Source organism: Streptomyces hundungensis (assembly GCF_003627815.1).
GTDB classification, from domain to species: domain Bacteria; phylum Actinomycetota; class Actinomycetes; order Streptomycetales; family Streptomycetaceae; genus Streptomyces; species Streptomyces hundungensis_A.
This window is the reverse complement of sequence record NZ_CP032698.1, coordinates 7,764,250-7,776,740: the sequence shown is the minus strand read 5'-3', so window position 1 is coordinate 7,776,740 and position 12,491 is coordinate 7,764,250. Positions and strand designations below refer to the sequence as shown.

Here is a 12,491-nt window from a genome sequence, read left to right as displayed (position 1 = left end):
GCCGCTCAGATGTCGTCGCGCTCCTCTGTCAGCGAGTCCCTGGTTCCTTGGGCACGCTTCTTCATGGTGTCCATGGCGTCCTTGGTCTTGCCCTTCGCCTGGTCCGTCTTGCCCTCGGCGGCCATCCGGTCGTTACCGGTGACCTTGCCCGCGGCTTCCTTGGCCTTGCCCTTGATCTTGTCCATGGCGCTGTCGCCCATGGCGAACTCCTACCGGTCGGGATCACTGACGATCCCAAGCTAGGACATGCACCACCAATGCGCCCGGCGAGCGGGCGCCCGTCCGGCCGGATGGATGCCCCCGGCGGAGGGCGCCGGTCCGGCGGCACGGGATGATGGCTCCATGAGCCTTCCCGACGCCATCACCGCCACCCTCGCCGCCCGCGACAAGGTCGACTTCGAGCAGGACTTCGCGCGCACCCGCCAGATCATGACGTTCGTCCACGCCACGGACGACGCCGAAGCGGTCGAACTCGCCATGTTCGAGGGCCCCTTGCCCATTCCGGTCGTCGGGCAGACCGTCACGCTGTGGATCACGGGCCACCCGCTGGTCGTCCAGCGCGTGGAGACCCATTACGGGCTCGGCGGCGCCGACACCCACCCCAAGCGCGAGCAGGTGGCTTCCGTCATCGTGTTCGTGGCTCCCCGAACCGCCTGACACACAGGGCCGGTTGACGCCGGGCGCCCGCCCCTTCCTGGGCGCCCACCCCGCAGGTGAGCCGCGGCCGTCAGCGGGTCCGGTGCGGGGCGGTCGCGACGCCGGGCGGCGCGGCCCGCCGACAGCGCGCGAGATGGCGTTCGGCGGCTTCCACGGCGGCGGCCACCGAACGCTCCCCCATCAGGACGCACAGCGTGTACGCGGCGTCGTCCCGGGCCTGGCGGGCCCCCGAGTCCAGCGGCGACCGCGCGGCCCTGCGCTCCCGGCTGCGGAGCAGGGACAGGAGTTCATGGACGACGTACCAGTGGGGCGACAGCATCGTGTGCTCCGGCATCGGACGAAGGGCATGGAGGCGGTGGCGCCGACGCCGCTCCGGGCACCCCGCGTAACCCTCGGTCGACGGCCCGGCCCTGACCGCGCCCCATCGTGACCCACACCCCCACTATTCGCACCCCGAAGCATCACTGTGCGTCACCCGGCGGCCGGGGTCGAAGTGCGGCGGACGGGTCGTCGGCGTACGTTCGCCGCAATCGAGGAGCGGTTCGGCCGCAGGGACCGAGGGACCGGAGAGGCAGTGCTGTGAGCGACGACATCTGGGACTACCACCCAACTGCCGGATACCGGGCGGGAGTTGAGCTCGTCGGTTACCGGGTGGAGGCCACCGACGGCCATATCGGCAAGATCGACGAACACTCCGAAACCGTGGGCGCCGCCTACCTCGTGGTCGACACGGGCGTATGGATCTTCGGCAAGCGGGTGCTGCTGCCCGTCGGCACCATCACACGGATCGACACCGCCGAGCGGACGGTGCGGGTCGGCCGGACCAAGGAGGAGATCCGCGACGCCCCCGAGTACGACCCGGCGGAGCACGCCGGTGAGCCCTCGTATCTGGAGCGGTTCGCGCGGTACTACGGCCAGCCCCGCATGTAGGTGTGGCGCCCGGGCCGCGCCTCGGGCGGTCCCGTACGGCTCAGGCGTCGCCGGCCGCGAGGACCTGGCGTGCGAGGGCCAGCAGGTCGGGGACGGACGGGTGCCCCGGGCCCTCGCGCCACGCCAGGACGACGGGGACGGGCGGCGCGTCCACGAGCGGGCGGTAGACCAGCGAGGGGTGCGCGTAGTTGCTCGGGGTGGCCGACGTGGAGACCCCCACCGCACGGCCGGCGGCCACCGCGATCAGCCATTCGTCGGTGTTGCTCACCTCAAGGGTGGTGACCGGGCGCGCGCCGGACGGCCAGAGCTCCATCGAGGTGGTACCGGAGACCGTGTTGAGGGCGATGGGGTGGGCGGCGAGGTCCGCCAGCGTGACGTCGGGCAGCGCGACGAGCGGGCTGTCCGCCGCCATGACCACCACCCGCCGCTCCGTGACGAGGAGTTCGGTACGCAGCCCGGCGCAGGTGACCGCGCCACGCAGCAGGGCCGCGTCGACCTTGCCCTGACTGAGACCGGCCGTGCGGTCGTCGATGCGGAGCAGCTCCAGCGGGGTGCCGGGCCACGTCTCGTCCCAGCGGCGCAGCAGCGCGACGGTGTGGTCGCCGAGTGCGGCCCAGGTGTGTCCCAGACGCAGCGGCCACCCCCGCGTACCGCCGGGGTCGAGGGCGGTGTCCACGGCGGCGAGCGCGGCGGCGGCCTTGTCGCGGAAGGTGTGGCCCTCCCGGGTCAGACCGAGGTGGTGGGTGGAGCGGTCGACGAGACGGACGCCCAAGTGGTCCTCCAACTGGCGCAGGGTGCGCGAGAGCGCCGGCTGACTCAGATGGAGACGCGCCGCGGCCCGCGTGACGTTGCCTTCGTCGGCGATGGCGAGGAAGGCTCGGAGGTGCCGCAGCTCGATGGTCATGCCTGGGGAGCATAACCGCGTCGAATTCGGCATTTCACACGGCCCGATCCCCTTCCTAGCGTGGGGCCATGACATCGACGGCGCTCGACTCCCCCACGTTCACGACCCCCACTACAACCACACCCCCGACCACGTCCGCGCCCGGTTTCCCCCGACATTCGGCGGGCCGCGGCACGCTCGCCGGTGTCGGCCTGGTGCTGGCGGGGACCGTGTCGGTGCAGTTCGGATCCGCTTTCGCCGCGCTGCTGTTCCCCCGGGCCGGGGCGCTGGGCACGGTGGCACTGCGGGTGGCGTTCGCGGCCGTACTGCTCCTCGCGGTGGCGCGGCCCCGGCTGCGCGGTCACACGCGGGCCGACTGGGCGGTCGCCTGCGGCTTCGGGCTGGCGCTCGGCGGCATGAACATCCTCTTCTATCAGGCCATCGACCGGATTCCGCTGGGCGCCGCGGTCACGTTCGAGGTGCTCGGTCCGCTGCTGCTGTCGGTCATCGTCTCGCGGCGCGCGGCCGGTCTGCTGTGGGCCGCTCTCGCACTCGCCGGGGTGTATCTGCTCGGCCGGGGCGATTTCGACCGGCTCAGCGTCGCGGGCGTCGCCTTCGCGCTGGGGGCCGCGGCGATGTGGGTGGCGTACATCCTGCTCAACTCCCGTACGGGCGCCCGCTTTCCGCGTCTGGACGGCCTGGCGATCGCGATGGCCGTCGCCGCGCTGGTGAGCCTGCCCCTCGGTATCGGCTCGGCCGGGGGCACGCTGCTCGAACCGGGGGTGCTCGGTCTCGGCCTGGTGATCGCGATCGTGTCCTCGGGGGTGCCCTACACCTTGGAACTGCTCGCCCTGCGCCGACTGCCCGCCGCGACCTTCGCGGTCCTGACCGCGCTGGCTCCGGCACTCGCCGCGCTGGCGGGCTATCTCGTCCTGCACCAAGGTCTCTCGGCGACGCAGTGCGCGGCGATCGCGATGGTGGTCGCGGCGAGCGTGGGGGCGGTTCGCTCGGGCGGCGGCCGTTGAGCCCACTCCGACACTTCCCCGCGTGCCGTACTGGTCACAGGAAGTAGTCGCCGCAGAGCCGGAATCAATGGCCGATCCCAATGGTTGGCATATACATCGAACCTTTCGGAGAGATCCGGCGGCCCCCCGCCGCCGGGTCGGCACTGATCAGCGAGGCACCGTGAACGACCACACCCCCGAGCAGCCCGCCGAGATCGTCGCGCGGCTGCGCGCCACCTTCCGCTCCGGCCACACCCAGCCCGTCGAGTGGCGCACCAACCAGCTGCGCCGACTCCGCGAGATGCTCACCACACACGGCGCCGACCTCGCGGAGGCCCTCCACGCCGACCTCGGCAAGAGCTCCACCGAGGCCTTCCGCACCGAGATCGACTTCACCGTTCGCGAGATCGACCACACCCTGGACCACCTCGCCGAGTGGCTGCGGCCCGAGCCCGCCCCGGTTCCGGCACACCTCGGCGCGGACGCGACGGCCCACACCCAGTACGACCCGCTGGGCGTCGTCCTGGTCATCGCCCCCTGGAACTATCCGGTCCAGCTGCTGCTGACGCCGATGCTGGGCGCGCTGGCGGCCGGCAACGCCGTGGTCGTCAAGCCCAGCGAGCTGGCTCCGGCCACCTCCGCGGCGCTGGCCCGGCTGCTGCCGCGCTACCTCGACACCGCCGCGGTCGCCGTGGTGGAGGGCGCCGTGCCCGAGACCACCGCGCTCCTGGCGGAACGCTTCGACCACATCTTCTACACGGGCAACGGCACGGTCGGCCGCATCGTGATGCGGGCCGCCGCCGAGCACCTCACCCCGGTCACCCTCGAACTGGGCGGCAAGTCCCCGGCGTTCGTCGACCGGGGGGCCGATCTGTCCGTGGTCGCCGATCGTCTCGTACGCGGCAAGTTCCTCAACGCCGGGCAGACCTGTGTGGCCCCGGACTACGTCCTCACCGACCCGGAGACCGCCCGCGCACTGGAGCCGGAGTTCGTCCGCGCCGTGGAGCGGCTCTTCGGCGCCGAGCCGCGCGAGGCGGCCGAGTTCGGGCGGATCGTCAACGAGCGCCACTTCGACCGGCTCAGCGCACTGCTCGACTCCGGCCGGACCGTGACCGGAGGCGCCACCGACCGGGCCACCAAGTACATAGCGCCGACGGTCCTGGCCGACGTCGACCCCACCTCGCCCGTGATGCGGGAGGAGATCTTCGGGCCGATCCTGCCCGTCGTCACGGTGGCGGACCTGGACGAGGCCATCGCGTTCATCAACGACCGCGACAAGCCGCTCGCCCTGTACGCCTTCACCGAGTCGGACGCCACCCGCGCGCGCCTGGCCGCGGAGACGTCCTCCGGCGGCTTGGGCTTCGGCCTTCCGCTCGCCCATCTGACCGTCTCCGACCTGCCGTTCGGCGGGGTCGGCGAGAGCGGCATGGGCAACTACCACGGCCGCTACTCGATCGAGACGTTCAGCCACCGCAAGGCCGTACTGGAGAAGCCGCTCGGCTGACCCCACCCCGAGACACGGGAAAGCCACTCGGCCGCCCCATCCCGAGGCATGGGACATGCCGCTCGGCTCAACCCGCCCCGTAGCGCCCCCCGCCAGGTCGTCCACCCGGCCGGGGGCGCCGACGCGTGCGTACCGCCAACTCGGCGCCTGTATAAGCTAGTTGGCGACCCGGTCCCGCTCCCGCAGCACCTCTGCGATCACATGGCGGGCGTTGCGCGCCATCGCCGGGTTGGTGTTCCGGTAGTAGGGCAGCGCGATCAGGGCCTGGGAGAGGGTGCGGGCGCGGCCGCGCCGCCACATCGCGTCGTCCACGCCGAGCGCCTCACGGAAGGCCTGCCGTCCGTCGGCGGGGAGCAGGTTCCAGGCGGGGAACAGATCGCACGCCGGATCGCCGACGCCGGCACACCCGAAGTCGATCACCGCCGTGAGCCGGTCCCCTTCCACCAGGAGGTTGCCCGGCATGAGGTCGGCGTGCAGCCATACCGGCGGGCCGTCCCAGTCGGGCTCCCGCAGCGCGTCCTGCCACACCGTTTCCGCCGCGTCGCAGTCGATGCCCTCCTGCGGGATGCCGCGCAGCAGCCGAATGGCTTGGCGGGTCTCCTCGTCGAGGGAGTCAAGGGGCCCGCCCCGGTGGGCCGTTGGGGCCCCGGGCAGCGTGACGCTCCACATCGCCGTCACAAACCCGGCCAGGTCCTCGGCCAGCGCCACGGGCTCCCGCACCGCTCCGGCCTCCGGGTTCTCGCCGCCCCGCCAGCGGTACACCGACCACGGCCACGGATACCCCTCGGCGGGCTGCCCGAAGCCGAGCACCTCGGGGATGGCTGTCGGCAGCAGAGGCACGAGGCGGGGCAGCCACTCCTGCTCCCTCAGCACATCGCCGGCTCCGCCCGCCACCAGAGGCAGCCGTACGACCAGATCGTCGCCCAGGCGGTACATGGCGTTGACCGTGCCGCCGGACGCGAACCGCTCCACCGCCCGCCCCGCCCACCGCGGGAACTGCCCGGCGATCAGCCGCCTCACGAGGGCGTCGCTCATGGGGTGTTCATCGGGGTGCATCCGCGTCGCGCTCATGAGCGTCATCCCAGCGTCGGGCACGCCCGACGTCAAACCGTTTCGCGGCCCGCGCTCTGCCGACCCGGCCCCGTCCCCAACGCCCTGCCCGCGGCCTCCCCGTTTGAGATCAGTGGAAGCGGCCAGACGTATTCCTGTCGGAAAACGCGATCAACGCAGGTGGAGGCGGTTTTCATGGGGTGCGACGACATGGCCGTACGGGGAGCGGACCCGACGGGCGACGCCGCCGGCGGCTGAGCCGTCCGGCGAAGGCCCCACCCCACCGCACCATTCTGTTGCCGAACGAGAGAGACGTTGCGTGCTGAGCACCGAGGATCACCAACCAGAGGCAGTCACCCGGCACCGTTCGCTGTTCCGGGCGATACATCGCAGGCGCAATCCCGCGCTGCGCCGCTCGGACATCACGGTCACGGACGAGGCCGCCGTCAAGCGCGCGGTCAAGGCCACGGCCCTGGGCAATGCCATGGAGTGGTTCGACTTCGGCGTCTACTCCTATCTCGCCGTCATCATCGGCAAGGTCTTCTTCTCCGGCGCCGGTGACACCATGCAGGTCATCGCGTCTCTGGCGACGTTCGCCGCCGCCTTCCTGGTCCGGCCGCTCGGCGGCATGTTCTTCGGGCCGCTCGGCGACCGGGTCGGGCGGAAGAAGATCCTCGCGCTCACCATGATCATGATGGCGGCCGCGACGCTGGCCATCGGCCTCATCCCGAGCTACGCGACCATCGGCATCTGGGCGCCCGTCCTGCTCATCCTCTGCCGCATGGTCCAGGGCTTCTCGACCGGCGGCGAGTACGGCGGCGCCGCCACCTTCATCGCGGAGTACGCGCCGGACAAGCGCCGGGGGTTCTGGGGCTCGTTCCTGGAATTCGGCACGCTGATCGGCTACACCGTGGCCGCGTCCCTGGTGACCGCGCTCACCGTGCTGCTCAGCGATGACGCGATGCAGCAGTGGGGTTGGCGGATCCCGTTCCTGGTGGCCGGGCCGCTCGGCATCGTCGGCCTGTATCTGCGGCTGAAGCTGGACGAGTCGCCCGCCTTCAAGAAGCTGGAGGAGGCGGGCCCCTCCGCCGTCGAGCACGAGAAGCTGCCGCTCAAGCGCATCCTGTTCGGCAACGGTCGGGCGATGGTGCTCTGTCTGGCGCTGGTGGCCGCGTTCAACATCTGCGACTACATGCTGCTTTCGTACATGCCGACGTACCTCTCCACGCTCGGCTTCGACGAGACCGGCGGCCTGATGTCCATCGTGGCCGTGATGATCGTGCTGATGGCGCTCATCAACTCGGTGGGCCGGCTCTCGGACCGGGTCGGCCGCAGGCCGGTCCTCATCGGTGGCTCCCTCGGCTTCATCGTGCTCGCGGTGCCCTGCTTCCTGCTCATCAAGCAGGGCGGCACGGCGGCGGTCTTCATCGGTCTGCTCGTGCTCGGCCTCGCCCTGGTCTGCTACATGGGCACCATGTCCTCGGCGCTGCCCGCCCTGTTCCCGACCGCGATCCGCTACGGCTCGCTCTCCATCGGGTTCAACATCTCGGTCTCGCTGTTCGGCGGTACGACGCCGCTCGTGGTCCAGGGTCTGATCGGCGCCACCGGCAACGACCTGATGCCCGCCTTCTACACGATGCTGGCCGGCCTCGTCGGTCTGGTGGCCGCGATCGCCATGAAGGAGACGGCCCGCAAGCCGCTGGAGGGTTCGCCGCCGTCGGTCGCCACCGACGAGGAGGCGGCGGAACTCGTCGCCGCGCAGCGCGCCTGACACGGCCGGGCTCCGCGGGGTGCGGAGCGGATGGGCGAGGGGGCTTCCCGCCGGGGAGGCCCCCTCGCTCTTGTCGTGCGCCTGTTGCGTTTCGGCCCGGCCCGAGGCGCGGCCCGCAGGCGTGGTGTTCGGACAGGGGGCGCCCGAGATCCAGGTCGGCTATGGGTAGTGAATTAAGCCAGTGTGCTGCTTACACCACTACCGGGATCGCTCCCGGCCGCCGGGCGGACCCGGACCGCTGGCACCGAAGTACCCATGTCCTGCGCACCGGGCGCCCCCTGGCCGTCACCGTATCCAGCACCGGGATCGGTCGGCACCCGAATATGGCGTGTCGGGAGTCTGTCGGCGGTGGCCTTGCCGTGTCGGCGGCCTGTCGGTACAGGGTGCGACGTTGGACGGGCCGGTGCTCCTCCGTGAGCACGTTGCCCCAGCACAAGGAGTACGTCATCGTGTCTTCCGCATCCCAGAACCGCTCATGGGACGTCCACCGGCTCCCTTCGGCCAGGGGCAAGGTCTTCCTGGTCACCGGGGGCAACGCCGGCATCGGCTACTTCGTGGCGGAGCAGCTCGCCGCCACCGGCGCCGTCGTGGTGCTGGGCAGTCGGGACGCGGCGAAGGCCGGCGCCGCCATGGCCTCGATCCGCTCACGCGTCGCCGGGGCACACCTGCGCCATCTCCCACTGGACCTCGCCGATCTTTCGTCCCTGAAAGGCGCTGCGGACCGGCTCGACCTCGGTCATCTCGACGCCGTGGTCCACAACGCGGGGGTCGCGTTCGACGACCCGCCGCGTCGCGAGACCAAGGACGGCCACGAGCTGATGTTCGCCACCAACCACCTCGGCCACTTCGCCCTCACCCAGCACCTGGCGCCCCTGCTCTCGGCGGCGCCCGCGGCCCGCGTCGTGACGGTGGGGAGCTTCGCGGCGCGTTCCGAGCGACTCGACCTGGGCGATCTCCAGTCGCGCGAGGACTACCGACCGAAGCGCACCTACGGGCGGTCGAAGGTGGCGCAGATGTCCTTCGGCTTCGCACTCGACCGGCATCTGCGTGCCCTGCACAGCACGGTCCTGAGCGTGGTCGCCCACCCCGGGGGCGCCCTGGACTCCCTCACCCCGTCCCGCCCGCCGATCCATGTGACCACTCCCGGCGAGCGGCTGCGCGGCCTGCCCGCCGGGCTCCTGGTGCAGGGCAAGGACGCCGGTGCCTGGCCCATCGTGCGCGCCGTCCTCGACCCGGAGGTGCGGGGCGGGCAGCTCTGGGGGCCCAAGGTCTTCGGCCTGCGGGGCGCTCCGCGGCTCGAGCCCGTCCCGGCCCACATGGCCGACCCTGTCGTCGCCGCCGCTCTGTGGGCCGCCAGCGGTGAACTGACCGGCACCGACCCGCACCTCGGCTTCGCGCGGCCGTAGCCCACACCGGGATGGGCGGGGACTCGCCGCCCCCCACCTGGGCGGCGGCGTACGACGCGTGTCGTCGGGGCCGTAGGGTGGTGGGGTCGTGCAGTGCCGCAGATAGCCGGAGCGAGTTGAGCGTGTCCCCGTCCTTCCAGTCGGTCCTGGACCGCATCGCCACCGAGATCGCCGCCACCCCGGGCCGCGGTCGCCTGGCCGACTACATCCCCGTCCTGGCCTCGGCCGACCCGTGGCGGTTCGGGATGGCCGTCGCCGAACTCGACGGCACCGTGTACGGGGTGGGTGACTGGCAGCACCCCTTCTCCACCCAGTCCATCACCAAGGTCTTCACCCTCGCGCTGTGCCTCTCCCGGGAAGGCGAGGAGCTGTGGGAGCACGTCGGGCGCGAACCCTCGGGCAACCCCTTCAACTCGCTGGTGCAGCTGGAGTACGAGGCGGGGATCCCGCGCAACCCGTTCATCAACGCGGGCGCGCTCGTCGTCACCGACCGCCTCCAGACCCTGACCGGCGACGCGGCCGGCACCCTGCGCACGTTCCTGCGGGCCGAGTCCGGCAACGACCGGCTCGGGTTCAACGAGCAGGTCGCCACCTCCGAGGCCGCCCACAGCGACCGCAACGCCGCGCTCGCCCATTTCATGGCGTCCTACGGCAACATCACCAACCCGGTGCCGGACCTCCTGGACCAGTACATCCGCCAGTGCTCCCTCGAAGCGTCCTGCGCCGACCTGGCGCGGGCCGCCGGTTTCCTGGCCCGGCACGGCATACTCGCCGACGGTTCGTCCCTGCTCACCCGAAGCCGGGCCAAGCAGATCAACGCGGTGATGCTGACCTGCGGCACCTACGACGCGGCCGGCGACTTCGCCCACCGGGTGGGACTGCCCGGCAAGAGCGGCGTCGGCGGCGGCATCATCGCGGTCGTACCCGGCCGCTGCACCCTCTGCGTCTGGAGCCCCGGCCTGGACGAGCGCGGCAACTCGGTGGCGGGAGTGGCGGCCCTGGACCGCTTCACGACCCTCACGGGGCTTTCGGTTTTCTGACGCTCAGTCAAATCGCTGACACTCTGCGGAGTTACTGCTTGGCGCCAGCAGGCATTCCGGACCTGCGACCGCGTATCTCTTCTGTACCTACTAGTATGTACAGTGACTGTCCCCGCCAGAGACGTCGTGGCACCCTTGCGCGGCCCGGTGTGCTCGGCCGACGTACTGGAGAGAGGAACCCCCATGCCGTTTGTCCGCATCGATGCCCTCGGCGCCGACGGCGAGCGCCTCGACGCGCTCGGGCGCGCCGTGCACGAAGCCCTCGTGGAGACACTCGACATCCCGTCCAACGACCGGTTCCAGGTCCTGGTGGGCCATGACGGGACCCGCAGCGCGCTGCGCTACGACGACTACCTCGGGATCCCGCGCGACGACGGCATCGTGTACGTGGCGATCACCCTGCGCGCGGGGCGGACGCCGGAGCGGAAACGGGCGCTTTACCGGCGGATCGCCGAACTCGCCCACGCCTACTCGGGCACCGAACCGCGCAACGTGTTCATCACGCTCACCGAGAACAGCTCCATCGACTGGTCGCTGGGCCATGGCACGGCGCAGTACTCCCCCGCCCCCGCCGACAACTGAACCGTGGCGGTGCGCCGGGCCGGGCAGGTGTCGCACTTGCCCTGAGCCGCCTTGGCGTGGATGCGTCGCTCTCGAAGATCGCGCTCTCGACAGGGCGCGTACGACCGTCCACAGTGGCCTCCTCAGTCTTCGTGACCACGTCAGCACCGAGGAGCCACCGTGACCAAGTGGGCAGGCCGGACCGCCGTCGAGTTGGCCGAGGCGGTGCGACGCAAGGAGGTCACGCCTCGGGAGGTGGTGGCCGAGCACCTGGCCCGGATCGCCGAGGCGGACGGCCGCGTCGGTGCGTTCCGCGTGGTGCGCGCCGCCGCCGCGCTCGAGGAGGCGGACGCGGTGGGGGCGCGGTCCGATCTGGCCCGACTGCCGCTCGCGGGTGTGCCGGTGGCCGTCAAGGACAATGTGCCGGTCCGCGGCGAGAGCACCCGCAACGGTTCCGCGGCCACCTCCACCGCGCCGGCCGCCGAGGACCATGTGACGGTGGCCAGGCTCCGGGCGGCGGGCGCGGTCGTCGTGGGGCTCACCCATGTACCGGAGCTGTGTGTCTTCGGCACCACGGACGGGGTGCACGGCACCGCCCGCAACCCCTGGGATCCCACCCGTACGGCGGGCGGCTCGTCCGGGGGCAGCGCCGCGGCCGTCGCGGCGGGCCTGGTCCCTATCGCACTGGGCAACGACGGCATGGGCTCCTTGCGCATTCCCGCCGCGCACTGCGGGATCATCGGGCTCAAGCCGGGTTCCGGGCGCATACCCTTCGAGCTCGGCGGAGGCTGGTTCGGGATGTCGGAGCACGGCCCCCTGGCGACGACGGCCGCCGACGCGCGCCTGATGTTCTCGGTGCTCGCGGGCGAATCGGTCGAGGGCTCCCGCGGGGACGGACCCGACGGAGGTGACGACGGGGGCGCCCTCGCGCCGGGCCGCCGCACCGGTCGGCTCACCATCGCCTTCTCGACGCGCAGTCCGATCGCGGGCGTCCGCGTCGGTACCGCATACGCCGGGCTCGCACGCCGGGCCGCTCGCACGCTGTCCGGGGCGGGCCATCACGTGGCGAGCACCCATCCGCCCTATCCGCTGTCCTTCGGTGCGGTCGTCCTGGCCCGCTGGACCGGTGGCGTCGCACAGGACGCGGAGGGGCTCGACCCGCGCCTGCTGGCGCCCCGCACCCGGCGCCACGCGCGGATCGGCCGGCTGGCAGGACGGCTCGGCATGTTCCGTACGGACCATCGCGCGACGCTGAACGAGCGCCTCCAGCCGTTCTTCGACGAGTACGACGTGCTGCTCACCCCGGCGCTGGCCCGTCCGGGCCCGGCAGCCGGCGCCTGGCACGAGCGCGGCTGGCTGGCCAATGTGCTGGCCAACACCGTCTGCTCGCCGATGACCCCGCCCTGGAACCTCTCCGGCCGACCCGCCCTCACGATGCCTTTCGGCTCGCTGCCCTCGGGCCTCCCCGGTTCCGTGCAGTTGGTCGGACGACCCAGGTCCGAGCACCAACTGCTGGATCTGGCGGCCCAGTTGGAGGCCCTGCACCCGTGGCGGCGCACGGCACCTTCGGGGCGTCCGGCGCCCACCGTGAGTGAAGCTGCAACAGCCTTGTGACACAAGCGAGTTGACGGGATTCGAAGATGACCGGGGCCGTACGGACATGGCATGATCATCTTTACGTTACC

At 71.6% G+C, this 12,491-nt stretch carries 13 protein-coding genes; 9 read left to right on the top strand and 4 right to left on the bottom strand.

The window, feature by feature from the left end:
• Positions 1–5: 5 nt before the first annotated feature.
• Positions 6–200: a CsbD family protein gene (locus tag DWB77_RS34535; RefSeq protein ID WP_120726347.1), complete on the bottom strand. Its 195-nt coding sequence runs from the start codon at positions 198–200 to the stop codon at positions 6–8.
• 142 nt (positions 201–342) lie between these two features.
• Between DWB77_RS34535 and DWB77_RS34530 the strand changes: the two genes are divergently transcribed.
• Entirely contained in the window at positions 343–657 is a 315-nt protein-coding gene (locus DWB77_RS34530) for a hypothetical protein (protein ID WP_120726345.1), read from the top strand.
• A 70-nt stretch (positions 658–727) separates the two neighbouring features.
• Here DWB77_RS34530 and DWB77_RS34525 read toward each other — a convergent pair whose 3' ends face one another.
• On the bottom strand, positions 728–991 hold the full coding sequence (locus DWB77_RS34525) for a DUF5133 domain-containing protein (RefSeq protein ID WP_246033736.1): 264 nt from the start codon (positions 989–991) through the stop codon (positions 728–730).
• A gap of 245 nt (positions 992–1,236) precedes the next feature.
• Here DWB77_RS34525 and DWB77_RS34520 point away from each other — a divergent pair, with 245 nt between their 5' ends.
• Entirely contained in the window at positions 1,237–1,587 is a 351-nt protein-coding gene (locus DWB77_RS34520) for a PRC-barrel domain containing protein (RefSeq protein ID WP_120726341.1), read from the top strand.
• A gap of 40 nt (positions 1,588–1,627) precedes the next feature.
• On the opposite strand, the gene DWB77_RS34515 is transcribed toward DWB77_RS34520, so the two are convergent.
• The gene (locus DWB77_RS34515) at positions 1,628–2,491 is read right to left on the bottom strand and encodes a LysR family transcriptional regulator (RefSeq protein WP_120726339.1); all 864 of its coding nucleotides are present in this window, start codon (positions 2,489–2,491) and stop codon (positions 1,628–1,630) included.
• A gap of 68 nt (positions 2,492–2,559) precedes the next feature.
• Between DWB77_RS34515 and DWB77_RS34510 the strand changes: the two genes are divergently transcribed.
• Entirely contained in the window at positions 2,560–3,495 is a 936-nt protein-coding gene (locus DWB77_RS34510) for an EamA family transporter (RefSeq protein WP_120726337.1), read from the top strand.
• 160 nt (positions 3,496–3,655) lie between these two features.
• Positions 3,656–4,978 (top strand): aldehyde dehydrogenase family protein, encoded by a 1,323-nt coding sequence (locus DWB77_RS34505; RefSeq protein WP_120726335.1) that lies wholly within the window; start codon positions 3,656–3,658, stop codon positions 4,976–4,978.
• A 156-nt stretch (positions 4,979–5,134) separates the two neighbouring features.
• Here the strand turns inward: DWB77_RS34505 and DWB77_RS34500 are convergent, their stop codons facing one another.
• Positions 5,135–6,049, bottom strand: coding sequence for an aminoglycoside phosphotransferase family protein (locus tag DWB77_RS34500; RefSeq protein ID WP_216826884.1), 915 nt, complete (start codon positions 6,047–6,049; stop codon positions 5,135–5,137).
• Between the two features lie 298 nt (positions 6,050–6,347).
• On the opposite strand from DWB77_RS34500, the gene proP reads away from it, so the two are divergent.
• The 5 genes from proP (at position 6,348) to DWB77_RS34475 (ending at position 12,420) form a co-directional block, all read left to right on the top strand.
• Positions 6,348–7,799 carry a glycine betaine/L-proline transporter ProP gene (gene proP / locus DWB77_RS34495; protein ID WP_246033735.1) on the top strand — a complete coding sequence of 484 codons (1,452 nt, stop codon included), beginning with the start codon at positions 6,348–6,350 and terminating at the stop codon, positions 7,797–7,799.
• A gap of 449 nt (positions 7,800–8,248) precedes the next feature.
• A complete protein-coding gene (locus DWB77_RS34490; protein ID WP_162952669.1) occupies positions 8,249–9,205 on the top strand; it encodes an SDR family NAD(P)-dependent oxidoreductase in 957 nt (318 codons plus the stop codon).
• 116 nt (positions 9,206–9,321) lie between these two features.
• Positions 9,322–10,245: a glutaminase gene (locus DWB77_RS34485; RefSeq protein WP_120726328.1), complete on the top strand. Its 924-nt coding sequence runs from the start codon at positions 9,322–9,324 to the stop codon at positions 10,243–10,245.
• A 183-nt stretch (positions 10,246–10,428) separates the two neighbouring features.
• Positions 10,429–10,827 (top strand): tautomerase family protein, encoded by a 399-nt coding sequence (locus DWB77_RS34480; protein ID WP_120726326.1) that lies wholly within the window; start codon positions 10,429–10,431, stop codon positions 10,825–10,827.
• A gap of 159 nt (positions 10,828–10,986) precedes the next feature.
• A complete protein-coding gene (locus DWB77_RS34475) occupies positions 10,987–12,420 on the top strand; it encodes an amidase (protein ID WP_120726324.1) in 1,434 nt (477 codons plus the stop codon).
• The last annotated feature ends 71 nt before the right edge of the window (positions 12,421–12,491 follow it).

What these genes read in the sequence shown, in the direction of transcription:
- DWB77_RS34500 (WP_216826884.1), bottom strand. Translation starts at nt 6,049, where the DNA reads ATGAGCGCGACGCGGATGCACCCCGATGAACACCCCATGAGCGACGCC.
- DWB77_RS34530 (WP_120726345.1), top strand. Translation starts at nt 343, where the DNA reads ATGAGCCTTCCCGACGCCATCACCGCCACCCTCGCCGCCCGCGACAAG.
- DWB77_RS34480 (WP_120726326.1), top strand. Translation starts at nt 10,429, where the DNA reads ATGCCGTTTGTCCGCATCGATGCCCTCGGCGCCGACGGCGAGCGCCTC.
- DWB77_RS34515 (WP_120726339.1), bottom strand. Translation starts at nt 2,491, where the DNA reads ATGACCATCGAGCTGCGGCACCTCCGAGCCTTCCTCGCCATCGCCGAC.
- DWB77_RS34525 (WP_246033736.1), bottom strand. Translation starts at nt 991, where the DNA reads ATGCCGGAGCACACGATGCTGTCGCCCCACTGGTACGTCGTCCATGAA.
- DWB77_RS34510 (WP_120726337.1), top strand. Translation starts at nt 2,560, where the DNA reads ATGACATCGACGGCGCTCGACTCCCCCACGTTCACGACCCCCACTACA.
- DWB77_RS34535 (WP_120726347.1), bottom strand. Translation starts at nt 200, where the DNA reads ATGGGCGACAGCGCCATGGACAAGATCAAGGGCAAGGCCAAGGAAGCC.